Genomic DNA, 11,656 nt, shown 5'->3' on the forward strand with positions numbered 1-11,656 from the left:
GGTCATGACGTCCTTGTTCGAGAGCCTCTCCCTGCCCGTCCCCGCCGGCGCCACCCCGCGCCCCCGTCCGGACGCGCGGGCCGCCGTCGCGCGCTCGCACGCGGGCGAGTCGTCCGGCCTGCCGCTCGTCGTCCCGCCCCGCGGCGACGACGCCGAGGAGGAGCATCCCGCGGTCCGGGCGCGCGCCGAGCGCGACGCCGCGAGGGCCGAGGCCCTCCTCGAGGGGCTGAACCCGCAGCAGCGCGAGGCCGTGCTGCACGCCGGGGGCCCGCTGCTCATCGTCGCCGGCGCCGGGTCGGGCAAGACCCGCGTGCTGACGCACCGGATCGCGCACCTGCTCGCCACGCACCGCGCCCGGCCGGGCGAGGTGCTGGCCATCACGTTCACGAACAAGGCCGCGGCCGAGATGCGCGAGCGCGTCGAGGCGCTCGTCGGCCCGTCGGCCCAGCGGATGTGGGTCTCGACGTTCCACTCGGCGTGCGTGCGCATCCTGCGCCGCGAGGCGGCGACGCTCGGCCTGCGGTCCAGCTTCTCGATCTACGACCAGGCCGACTCGCAGCGCCTCATCACGCTCGTCGCCCGCGAGCTCGACCTGGACCCGAAGCGCTACCCGCCCAAGGCGCTGGGCGCGAAGATCTCCAACCTCAAGGACGAGCTCGTCAGCCCCGAGTCGTTCGCCGCGACGTCGGGCGGCGGCAGCGCGAACGACTTCGACACCGTGCTCGCGCAGGTGTACACGCGCTACCAGCAGCGGCTGCAGCAGGCCAATGCCCTCGACTTCGACGACATCATCGTGCGCACGGTGGAGCTGCTGCAGACGTTCCCCGAGGTGGCCGAGCACTACCGGCGCCGCTTCCGGCACGTGCTCGTGGACGAGTACCAGGACACGAACCACGCGCAGTACGTGCTGGTCCGCGAGCTGGTCGGCGTGGACGGTGGCGCGGACGGCGAGGGGGTCGAGCGCGGCGAGCTGACGGTCGTCGGCGACGCGGACCAGTCGGTCTACGCGTTCCGCGGTGCGAGCATCCGCAACATCCTCGAGTTCGAGGCGGACTACCCGGACGCGCGCACGATCCTGCTGGAGCAGAACTACCGCTCGACGCAGACGATCCTCTCGGCGGCCAACGCGGTCATCGCGAAGAACCCGAACCGGCGGCCCAAGCGGCTGTGGACCGACTCCGGGGCCGGGCCGCAGATCGTCGCCTACGTCGCGGACTCCGAGCACGAGGAGGCGCGGTTCGTCGCGGAGGAGATCGACCGGCTCGGCGACTCCGACGGCGTGCGGCCGGGGGACGTGGCGATCTTCTACCGCGCCAACGCGCAGTCGCGTGCCCTGGAGGAGGTGCTGGTCCGGGTCGGCCTGCCGTACAAGGTCGTCGGCGGCACCCGGTTCTACGAGCGGCGCGAGATCCGCGACGCGATCGCCTACCTGCGCACGGTCGCCAACCCGGACGACGACGTCAGCACGCGCCGCATCCTCAACGTGCCCAAGCGCGGGCTGGGGGAGCGGTCGGAGGCCATGGTCGCCGCGTTCGCCGAGCGGGAGCGGATCTCCTTCGGCGCCGCTCTCGCGCGTCTCGACGAGGTGCCCGGTCTCGGCACGCGCGCCCTCACCGGGCTGTCCGCCTTCGCCACGATGCTCGACGAGCTGCGGGACCTCGCTTCGACGGCCGGCCCGGCTCAGGTGCTGGGCGCGGTGCTCGACCGCAGCGGCTACCTCGCCGAGCTGCGCGCGAGCGAGGACCCGCAGGACGCCTCGCGCGTCGAGAACCTCGCCGAGCTGCACGCCGTGGCGTCCGAGTTCGAGCAGAGCGACCCCGAGGGCGACCTCGCCGACTTCCTCGAGCGCGTCTCGCTCGTCGCCGACTCCGACCAGATCCCCGTCCCCGACGGGGCCGACGGCGACGGGGACGGGCGCGCCGACCAGGGCGTGATCACCCTCATGACGCTGCACACGGCGAAGGGCCTGGAGTTCCCGGTCGTCTTCCTCACCGGCATGGAGGACGGCACGTTCCCGCACATGCGGTCGCTGGCCGACCCCGACCAGCTCGCGGAGGAGCGGCGGCTGGCGTACGTCGGGCTGACGCGCGCGCGGCAGCGGCTGTACGTGTCGCGCGCGGCCGTGCGCACCGCGTGGGGCGTCCCGAACGAGTTCCCGCCGAGCCGGTTCCTCGACGACATCCCCGAGGAGCTGGTCGACTGGCGGCGCCGGGAGTCCTCGACGTCGCGCCTGCGCGGCGGCTGGGGCTCCGGGTTCGGCGCCGGCGGCGGTCGCGGCTCGGGCTGGAACGAGCGGGGCAGCGGGTCGGGCAACGGCCCGGTGCGCACGGAGCAGCGCCCCCCGCTGCCGCGCACCGGCGCGTCCTTCGGGTCGGCCACGCCGCGCGCGGCCGGCGACGTCCCGGACCTGGCCGTCGGGGACAAGGTCACGCACGACTCCTACGGCCTCGGCTCGGTCGTCGCGCTCGAGGGTGCCGGGGCGAACGCGGTCGCGAAGATCGACTTCGGCTCCCACGGCACCAAGCGCCTGCTGCTGCGGTACTCGCCGGTCACCAAGCTGTAGACGTCCGGACCGCATGAGCCCGGCGGCGCGGTGCTACCGGGAGTAGCATCGCGAGTATGAAGTTGAGTGTGAGCCTCCCGGAGGGCGACGTTGCGACGCTCGACGCCTACGTCGAGAGGCACGGCACGACGCGGTCAGGCGCCCTGCACGAGGCGGTGCGCCTGCTCCGCGAGCGGAACCTGGTCGAGCAGTACGACGAGGCCTTCCGCGAGTGGGACGGCTCGGACGACGCCGTCGCGTGGGACGGGGCGGTCGCTGACGGGCTCGACCAGGGCGCGCCCGAGTGAGCCGTCGGGGCGACGTCTGGCTGGTGGATCTCGACCCGGCGCGCGGACGCGAGGCGAGCAGGACCCGCCCGGTCGTCGTCGTGAGCAACCAGGCCGCGGTCACGTCGGCCTTCGCCGCCGACCGTGGGGTGGTGACCGTCGTGCCCCTGACGTCGAACGTGGCACGCGTGCTGCCGTTCCAGGCGTACCTCCCCGCCAGCGACACGGGCCTCGAGGTCGACTCCAAGGCGCAGGCCGAGCAGGTCCGGTCGGTGGATGTGGGGCGGTTCGTCGAGCTGGTCGGCGTGGTGCCTCCCGTGCTGATGCGCGACGTCGACCGGGCCCTGCGTCTCCACCTGTCGCTGTGAGGGCGGCGGCTCGGGCTCCCCGGCGAGGGCGAGGGCCCGTCCCCCGGTCGAACCTGCGCCCGCCGGGTGAGCGCGGCCACATCTCTCGATGTCGAGGGACCTGGGTCCCGGCGATACGCTGGGCCGGGCGATGCGGCCGCACCGGGCCGCCCGCGCGGTCGACGAGAGGAAACCGGACCAGGTGGACCTGTTCGAGTACCAGGCACGTGACATCTTCGAGAAGCACGGCGTGCCCGTGCTCGGCGGCATCGTCGCCACGACCCCCGAGGAGGCGCGTGCGGCAGCCGAGCGGCTGCTGCCGGCCGAGGGTGGCGTCGTGGTCGTCAAGGCGCAGGTGAAGACCGGGGGCCGCGGCAAGGCGGGCGGCGTCAAGCTGGCCCGGTCCGCGGAGGAGGCGGCCGAGAAGGCCGGCGAGATCCTCGGCATGGACATCAAGGGCCACACGGTCCACCGCGTGATGATCGCGGAGGGCGCGAAGATCGCCACCGAGTACTACTTCTCCCTCCTGCTCGACCGCGCCGAGCGTCGCTACCTGGCGATGGCGTCCGTCGAGGGCGGCATGGAGATCGAGCAGCTCGCGGTCGAGCGTCCCGAGGCGCTCGCGCGCGTCGCCGTCGACCCGCGCACGGGCATCGACGCCGCGAAGGCGCAGGAGATCGTCGAGGCGGCCGGCTTCGACGCCGACGTCGCACCGAAGGTCGCCGACGTCCTGCAGAAGCTCTGGACGGTCTACCGCGACGAGGACGCCACGCTCGTCGAGGTCAACCCGCTCGTCCTCACCGAGGACGGCCAGGTCGTCGCGCTCGACGGCAAGGTCACCCTCGACGCGAACGCGGACTTCCGCCACGAGGACCACGCGGCCCTCGAGGACAAGGCCGCGGCCGACCCGCTCGAGGCCCGCGCCAAGGAGAAGGACCTCAACTACGTCAAGCTCGACGGCCAGGTCGGCATCATCGGCAACGGCGCCGGCCTCGTCATGAGCACGCTCGACGTCGTCGCGTACGCCGGTGAGGCGCACGGCGGCGTGAAGCCCGCCAACTTCCTCGACATCGGCGGCGGCGCGTCCGCGGCCGTCATGGCGGCGGGCCTCGACATCATCCTCACCGACCCCCAGGTCAAGTCGGTCTTCGTCAACGTCTTCGGCGGCATCACGGCGTGCGACGAGGTCGCGCGCGGCATCGTCGAGGCGCTGCGGATCCTCGGCGACGAGGCGTCCAAGCCGCTCGTCGTCCGCCTGGACGGCAACAACGTGGCCGAGGGCCGCGCGATCCTCGCGGAGGCCGCGCACCCGCTCGTCACCCTGGCCGAGACGATGGACGGCGGCGCCGCCAAGGCGGCCGAGCTCGCCCACGCCGCCGCCTGACGCCCGCCACCCACGAACCGAGAGAAGCAGACACCACCATGGCGATCTTCCTGACCGAGGAGTCCAAGGTCATCGTCCAGGGCATGACCGGGTCGGAGGGGCAGAAGCACACGACCCGCATGCTCGCGTCCGGCACGAACGTGGTCGGCGGCGTGAACCCCCGCAAGGCCGGGACGTCCGTGACGTTCCCCGCCGGTGAGGGCACGGTCGACGTGCCCGTGTTCGGCACGGTCGCCGACGCGCTCGAGAAGACGGGCGCCGACGTGTCCGTCATCTTCGTGCCGCCGGCGTTCACCAAGGCGGCCGTCATCGAGGCCGTCGACGCCGGCGTCCCGCTCGTCGTCATCATCACCGAGGGCGTCCCGGTCGCGGACACCGCCGAGTTCTTCGCGTACGCGCAGGACAAGGGCGTGCGCCTCGTCGGCCCCAACTGCCCCGGCCTCATCAGCCCCGGGAAGTCGAACGTCGGCATCATCCCGGCCGACATCACGGGCCCCGGCAGGATCGGCCTCGTGTCGAAGTCCGGCACGCTGACCTACCAGATGATGTACGAGCTGCGGGACTTCGGGTTCTCGACGGCCGTCGGCATCGGCGGCGACCCGATCATCGGCACCACGCACATCGACGCCCTCGCGGCGTTCGAGGCGGACCCCGAGACCGAGCTCATCGTCATGATCGGCGAGATCGGCGGCGACGCCGAGGAGCGTGCGGCCGCGTTCATCCGGGACAACGTGACCAAGCCGGTCGTCGGCTACGTCGCCGGCTTCACCGCGCCCGAGGGCAAGACCATGGGCCACGCCGGCGCCATCGTCTCCGGCTCGTCGGGCACCGCGCAGGCCAAGAAGGAGGCCCTCGAGGCCGCCGGCGTCAAGGTCGGCAAGACGCCGTCCGAGACGGCCGAGCTCGCCCGCGCGCTGCTCTCCTGAGCGCACGGGGCTCGATCAGCCCCGCACCGCCCGTCGCGGCGGCCCCCGCACGGCCCCGGTCCGCACCTCGCGGACCGGGGCCGTGCGCGCGCGGGCAGCGCTCACGTGCGCGGCGGCGACGGCCGGGGGCCGCGCGCGCCGTCGGCCGTGGGGCGAGCGCGCGGGCGACGCGCCGCCGCCGCTGCCGCGACCGGCGCGGCCGACCCGCGACCATGGGGACGTGCCCCCCTCCACCGGTCCGGTCCCCGTAACGGGACGCGCCCGCCGCGTGCTGCAGGACGACCCGCGCCCGTCGTTCTTCACCAGCGCGATCGACGGCGCCCCGCGGTGGGCCGTCGGCGCGCTCGCGGCGGTGCAGGGCGCCGCGCTGTCGCTGCTCGTGCTCGCGGTCCCCGCCGTGGCGGTCTTCGTGGCCACGTCCGCGGACCCGTCCAACGCCGAGGTGGCGTGGACCCGGGCGGTCGTCGTCGCGGCGCACCTGTGGCTGCTCGCGCACGGCGTCCCGACGGCGGTGGGAGGTGCCGAGGTGAGCCTCGTGCCCCTCGGGCTGACGCTCCTCGCGGCGTTCACGTGCGCGGCGTCCGCGCGACGTTCGGGCGTCGCCACACGCACCGGTGCGCTCGCGTCCGTGACCGCCTACGCCCTGCTCGCGGCGCTCGTCGCGCTGGTCTGCGGCACGGGCGGGTCTGGGGTGCTGCGCGCGCTCCTGGGCGGCCTCGTGGTCGGTGCCGTGGGCCTGGGACGCGGCCTGCTGCGGCGGGCGGAGGCGCCCGCGCTCGAGGACCTCGTGGCACCGCTGGCGCGCCGGCTGCCGGCGGCCGTGCTGGTCGGCGTGCGCGGCGGTGCGCTCGCCGTCGCGGCCCTCGTCGCCGTCGCGGGTCTGCTCGCCGCGCTGTGGGTGGTCGCCGGTCGCGCGACCGTCGGCGACGTCGTCGGCATGCTCGGGCTCGACGCGGTCGGCGGCGTCGTCCTGGCGGTCGCGGAGCTCGCGTACCTGCCGAACCTCGTCGTGTGGGCGCTGGCCTGGCTCGCCGGTCCCGGCTTCGCGGTCGGCACCGGCACGCGGTTCGCACCCGCCGAGGTCGTCCACGGGCCGCTGCCCGCGGTGCCGATGCTCGGTGCCCTGCCCGCCCCCGACCTCGCCGGCGGTGCGCTGGTGGCCGTGCCGGCGGTGCTCGTCGCGGTCGGGCTGCTGGCGGGGTCCGCGGTGCACCGCCGGCTGGTGACGGTCCGGGCGCGCGACGTCCTCGTCGCCGTCGGTGCCGTGGCCGTCACGAGCGGCCTGGGGACCGCCGTGCTGCAGCTGCTCGCCGCGGGCGCCGCGGGGCCCGGTCGGATGGCCCAGGTCGGGGCCAGCGCGTGGCTCGTGGGCCTGGCCGTGGCCGCCGGGGTGGGGCTCGGTGCGCTCCTCCTCGCGGTGCCCGCCGACACCGCCGTCCGCGCGGCCGTCCGCGCGCGCTGGGCGGCGACACGCGCCCGCCGCGGCGCCGCGGGGGCCACCGGTGGCGCCGGCGATGCCACGGCGGAGGGCGACCGCGCCGACGCCGCCCGGTAGCCGCCGCGGCGCGACCGGAGGACTAGCGCGTGCCGCCCTCGGGCACGGTCGGCAGCAGCGAGCGCGTCGTCCGCTCGACGTCCTCCACGAGGCGTGCGTCGCACACCCGCTCGGCCTGCACGGTCAGCGCGCGGGCCCGGCACTCCTGGTGCGCCTCCCGGGCCGAGGCGTAGACGAAGACCTGCACGCTCATGAGCGTCCACAGCGCCGACGCGACGACGAGCACGGCCGTGAGCACGACCGTCGCGCCCCGTGCGTGCGCACGCACGCCGCGCACCACCGCGACCACGCCGAGCGTGAGGGCGGCGAGCGACGCCACCGGGGTCGCGTACGCCCACGGGTACGGCGCGGAGACGAGCAGGACCGCGACGAGCAGCGCGACCGCGCCCCAGGCGGAGGTGCGGGTGCTGCGGACCAGGCCGGCCCGGTCCGGCTCCGGGGGTGTCGGACGCGACGGGGTGCCGCCCTGCGCGGGGCCGCCGCCGGCGCCCGGGTGCGGGGCGGGCGGACCGGCCGGGACGTGACCGGCGGGCGGGGCCGCCGGCGGCTGCGCCGCGCCCGGTGCGGGCGCCGGGTGCGGCGGGGGCGGGACGTCCTCGCGCGGGCCCTGCGGGGGCGCCCCCTGCGGTCGGGGGTGCTCCGGCGGTGCCCAGGGGTTTCCCATGGCGCCCATCATCCCGCACCGCGGGAGGGCCCCGGCCCCGGCCGCCGCACGGGTACCGTTCGGGTCCGTGACCTCCGCACGCCCCACCCCACCGCCGCCGAGCCCCCCCGTGCGCGGCGCGGACGGCACCCGGCGGGTCGTCGTGCTCGTGTCGGGCACCGGCTCCAACCTCGCCGCGCTGCTGGCCGCCCACGGGGACCCGGCGTACGGCGCCCGTGTGGTCGGCGTCGTCTCGGACCGGGCGGACGCCCTCGCGCTCGAGCGCGCGCGCGAGGCCGGCGTCCCGACCGCGGTCGTGCGGCTGCGCGACTTCGAGGACCGGACGGCCTGGGACGCGGCCCTCGCGCAGGCGGTCGGGGTGTTCGAGCCCGACCTCGTCGTGCTCGCGGGGTTCATGAAGCTCCTGGGCGCGCCGTTCCTCGCCCGCTTCGGCGGGCGCACCCTGAACACGCACCCCGCGCTGCTGCCGTCGTTCCCGGGTGCGCACGGCGTGCGTGACGCGCTCGCCTACGGCGTCAAGGTGACGGGGTGCTCGGTGATCGTCGTGGACGACGGCGTCGACACCGGCCCGATCGTCGCGCAGGCGGCGGTGGCCGTCGAGCCCGACGACGACGAGGCGACGCTGCACGAGCGCATCAAGGTCGTGGAGCGCGAGCTGCTCGTGCGGGCCGTCGGCGAGGTCGCGCGGGGCGGCATGCGGGTCGAGGGGCGGCGCGTCGTCGTCGGCTGACGCGCCGCCCGTCCGTCACGGTCAGGCCGCGGCGGCCCGCTGCGTCGACCGGTGGGCGTCGAGCGTCGTCGCCACGACGTCGTCCCAGCCCGTCGGCTCGAGCCCGAGGACCCGCCGGCTCGCGGCGTCGTCGGCGACGAACGGCGCGGTGAACTGGTACCCCACCGCGGCCAGCTCGCGCATCATCGGCTGCACCACGCCGAGCGCCCGCACCGCCGCCAGGGGCACCGGCGCGATCCGCGGGACGGGCACGCCGGCCGCCTGCGCGAACCGGGTCACGAGCGCGCGGAACGTGAGCGGCTCGGGGGAGGGCGCGTGCCAGGGCCGGCCCCACGCGTCCGGGGTGCGGGCCGCGGCGGCGAGCGCCGCCGCGAAGTCGGGCAGGTACGTCCACGTGTGCGGCTGGTCCGCCGCGCCGATCGGCCGCACCGTGCCGCCGGCGAGCAGCGGCGCGAGCATGCGCGGCCCGGCGTGTGCGTGCGCCTCGGCGCCGGGTCCGAGGTAGTCGCTGCCCCGCACCTCGGTGGCCCGCAGCGCGCCCGCCTCGTGCCGTGCGAGCGCGTCGTGCCACATCCGGGCCCGGACGCGGCCCTTGGTCTCGCGTGTCGCGAGCGGGTCGTCCTCGTGCATGTGCTGGTTGCCGGCGCCGTACACGTAGAGGTTGCCGGCGGTGACGAGCACGGCGCCCGTGCGCTCCGCGGCCGTGAGCAGCGCGTCGGCGACGGGCGGCCAGTCCGTCACCCAGCGGTGGTAGGCGGGGTTCACGCAGTTGTAGAGGGCGACGGACCCCCGCGCGTGCCGGGTGAGGGCCTCGCCGTCGGTGCCGTCGACGCGGTGGTGCTCGACGCTCCCGCCCGCGGCGGTCGTCGTGCGGGCCGGCGTCCCGGTGCGGGGGCCCGTGCGCGACAGGACGTGCACCTCGTGGCCCGCGTCGGCGAGGTGGGCGGCGAGGGCGCGGCCGACGGGCCCCTTGCCGAGGACGGTGTGGCGTGCCATGGCGGTCTCCTCCGACCCAGTGGGAGAGCAGTGCTCTCGTTCGCGATCGATGCTCGCAGCGTCGTCAGCGCGGCGTCAAGAGCGGTGCTCTCGTTTGCGTCGCGTGCTCGCGAAGGGCACCATCGCGGCATGACGAGCGCCGTCCCCCGCCCGACGCCGCGGGAGCGCGCGCGGGCGGAGCTCATGCGCGACCTCCTGGCCGCCGCACGCGCCCGGCTCGTCGCGGAGGGGGCGGGCGCGCTGTCGCTGCGCGCCGTCGCCCGCGACCTCGGGCTCGCGTCGTCCGCCGTCTACCGGTACGTGCCCTCGCGCGACGCCCTGCTCACGCTCCTCGTCGCGGAGTCCTACGACGCGGTCGGGCAGGTCTGCGAGGACGCCGCCGCGGCGTCCCGCGCGGCCGGGCACGCCCCCGCCCGGCGCTGGCTCGAGGTCGCCCGCGCCGTGCGCGCGTGGGCGCTCGCGGACCGGCACGCGTACGAGCTCATCTACGGCACGCCCCTGCCCGGCTACGCCGCCCCCCCGGACACCGTCGCCCCCGCGTTGCGCGTGTGGGCCGTCCTCGTCGACGTCGTCGTCGACGCGGCGGCCGACGGCTCGCTGCGGCCGGGCGGCCCCGACTTCGACCCCGACGGCGTGGTCACCGCCGCCGTGCACGCCTTCGGCGCGGAGCGCGGCGCGTGGGCCGAGCTCGACGACGTGCAGCGCCGACGCGCGGCCGTCCGCTCGCTCACGCTGTTCTGCAGCATGCTCGGTGCGGTGAGCGCGGAGCTGTTCGGGCACCTGCGCGGCGTGCACCAGGACGCCGGCCGGACGTTCGACGTCACGGTCGCGACGGCCGCGGCGGGCGTGGGCCTGCACGTCGACCTCGCGGCCGCCTGGGCCGAGGCGGCGACGACGGGCTGACCGCGTCGGCGGGCGGCCCGGCGGTGCGCACGGTCACCGGTGCCGGCACCCCGGTCGGCGCCGGCGCGACCCTCAGCGCCAGAGCACGGCGCGCTCGGTCTCGCCGCGGTAGGTGCAGCCCACCGCGACGCCGTGGCTGTTCACCGCCGTGAGCAGCGTCGTCGCGTCGGCGTCCGCGGGCACGAGCCGCGCGGGTCCCCACTGGTCGGCGACGAACGACTGCTGCGGCCCGCCCGGCACGGTGACGGAGCCGACGACCCGTCCGCGGTCGTTGAGGTCGGACACGAGCCCCAGGGCGCCCGGGGCCGGGCTGACGTCGGTGACGGCGCCCGCGCGGGACCAGCGCACGAGGCGCATGTCGCCCGTCCCGGCGCCCGTGTAGCTGTAGCCGGCGGCGCGCCCGGAGGCGTCGACCGCGGTCGCGAGGCTGTGACCGGTGTCGTCCCCGAGGCCCGGCAGCCGCACGAGCCGGCCGTCGGGCTCCCAGCGCACGGCGTGCTGCGTGCCGTCGAGCCACGCCGCGCCGACCACCTGCCCGCGGTCGTTGACGTCGTTCGCGTCCGTGCGCCCCCCGAGCCCGGCGAGGGGCGTCATGACGCCGCGGCGCCACCGGAACGCGGCCGGCTCGCCGCCGAGGGCGCTCGACGTCCCGACGACCTCGCCGCGGTCGCTCAGCCCGGTGAGGGACGTGAGGACGTGGTCGGGGGCCAGCGTGCCGATGAGCCACGTGCGGCGGCCGTCCCAGAAGGCCGCCTGCCCGTCCACCGTGCCGGCCACCTGCCCGCGGTCGTTGACCAGCTGCGCACCGGTGAGCCCGCCCGGCAGCGGGAGCACGCGCCCGCCGTGCAGCAGGTGCGTCGCCGTGACGACCACGCCGCTGTCGTTGACGTCGGTCGCGCACTCGTCGACCCCGAGGTCGACCAGGCCGCCGGTGCGGCGCTCCGCGGCGGCCGTGGCGCTCGCGGGCGCGTCGACGGCCCCGTCCGGCGGCGCCGTCGCCGGACCCGCGGCCCCCGTGACGAGGACCGCGGCGAGCGCGGCCGTGACGAGTGCGGACATGGTGCCCCCCGGGTGCTCGCGCCCACCGCCCCCGGGTGGGCCGGTACCGATGGTGCGCCCGGTGCGAACCCGGCACAACGGGCGGCCGCGGACTTCACCCCGCGGTCCCGGCGGGCCGGGGCCGACCGACGCCGCGGGACCGGCCGGTACACTCGACGCCGGTCGTGACTGGCGCAGGTGGAGGCAACCACCGGGGAGCGGCCGCAGCGCTCTTCCCCTGCACCGCCCGCCTGGGTGCACGGGGCCCCGGCCCGACGCTGCCC

Annotated in this window: 11 protein-coding genes and 1 riboswitch; of the genes, 8 read left to right on the forward strand and 3 right to left on the reverse strand. The window is 76.4% G+C overall.

Annotated elements, in window-relative coordinates; translation table 11 throughout:
* Positions 1–4 precede the first annotated feature (4 nt).
* From pcrA to GC089_RS05100, 6 genes are all read left to right on the forward strand, one after another.
* On the forward strand, positions 5–2,563 hold the full coding sequence (gene pcrA / locus GC089_RS05075) for a DNA helicase PcrA (protein ID WP_155376726.1): 2,559 nt from the start codon (positions 5–7) through the stop codon (positions 2,561–2,563).
* 56 nt (positions 2,564–2,619) lie between these two features.
* Entirely contained in the window at positions 2,620–2,850 is a 231-nt protein-coding gene (locus GC089_RS05080) for a ribbon-helix-helix domain-containing protein (RefSeq protein WP_155376727.1), read from the forward strand.
* On the forward strand, positions 2,847–3,197 hold the full coding sequence (locus GC089_RS05085) for a type II toxin-antitoxin system PemK/MazF family toxin (protein WP_155376728.1): 351 nt from the start codon (positions 2,847–2,849) through the stop codon (positions 3,195–3,197). The genes GC089_RS05080 and GC089_RS05085 overlap by 4 nt, the downstream gene beginning before the upstream one ends.
* A gap of 181 nt (positions 3,198–3,378) precedes the next feature.
* The gene (sucC, locus tag GC089_RS05090; protein WP_155378942.1) at positions 3,379–4,560 is read left to right on the forward strand and encodes an ADP-forming succinate--CoA ligase subunit beta; all 1,182 of its coding nucleotides are present in this window, start codon (positions 3,379–3,381) and stop codon (positions 4,558–4,560) included.
* A gap of 38 nt (positions 4,561–4,598) precedes the next feature.
* Positions 4,599–5,486: a succinate--CoA ligase subunit alpha gene (gene sucD, locus GC089_RS05095; protein WP_155376729.1), complete on the forward strand. Its 888-nt coding sequence runs from the start codon at positions 4,599–4,601 to the stop codon at positions 5,484–5,486.
* A 268-nt stretch (positions 5,487–5,754) separates the two neighbouring features.
* Positions 5,755–7,041, forward strand: a complete 1,287-nt coding sequence (locus GC089_RS05100; protein WP_196250828.1) for a DUF6350 family protein — start codon at positions 5,755–5,757, stop codon at positions 7,039–7,041.
* A 22-nt stretch (positions 7,042–7,063) separates the two neighbouring features.
* Here the strand turns inward: GC089_RS05100 and GC089_RS05105 are convergent, their stop codons facing one another.
* A complete protein-coding gene (locus GC089_RS05105; protein ID WP_155376730.1) occupies positions 7,064–7,705 on the reverse strand; it encodes a hypothetical protein in 642 nt (213 codons plus the stop codon).
* A 109-nt stretch (positions 7,706–7,814) separates the two neighbouring features.
* Here GC089_RS05105 and purN point away from each other — a divergent pair, with 109 nt between their 5' ends.
* Positions 7,815–8,435, forward strand: coding sequence for a phosphoribosylglycinamide formyltransferase (purN, locus tag GC089_RS05110; RefSeq protein WP_230685195.1), 621 nt, complete (start codon positions 7,815–7,817; stop codon positions 8,433–8,435).
* A gap of 21 nt (positions 8,436–8,456) precedes the next feature.
* Here purN and GC089_RS05115 read toward each other — a convergent pair whose 3' ends face one another.
* Positions 8,457–9,431 (reverse strand): NAD-dependent epimerase/dehydratase family protein, encoded by a 975-nt coding sequence (locus GC089_RS05115; protein ID WP_155376732.1) that lies wholly within the window; start codon positions 9,429–9,431, stop codon positions 8,457–8,459.
* Positions 9,432–9,560: 129 nt separating this feature from the next.
* On the opposite strand from GC089_RS05115, the gene GC089_RS05120 reads away from it, so the two are divergent.
* A complete protein-coding gene (locus tag GC089_RS05120) occupies positions 9,561–10,334 on the forward strand; it encodes a TetR-like C-terminal domain-containing protein (protein ID WP_155376733.1) in 774 nt (257 codons plus the stop codon).
* A 72-nt stretch (positions 10,335–10,406) separates the two neighbouring features.
* On the opposite strand, the gene GC089_RS05125 is transcribed toward GC089_RS05120, so the two are convergent.
* Positions 10,407–11,393, reverse strand: a complete 987-nt coding sequence (locus tag GC089_RS05125) for a hypothetical protein (protein ID WP_196250829.1) — start codon at positions 11,391–11,393, stop codon at positions 10,407–10,409.
* A gap of 154 nt (positions 11,394–11,547) precedes the next feature.
* Positions 11,548–11,636, forward strand: a riboswitch (ZMP/ZTP riboswitch).
* The last annotated feature ends 20 nt before the right edge of the window (positions 11,637–11,656 follow it).

It is taken from the genome of Cellulomonas sp. JZ18 (assembly GCF_009720485.1).
In the GTDB taxonomy this organism is placed as follows: domain Bacteria; phylum Actinomycetota; class Actinomycetes; order Actinomycetales; family Cellulomonadaceae; genus Cellulomonas.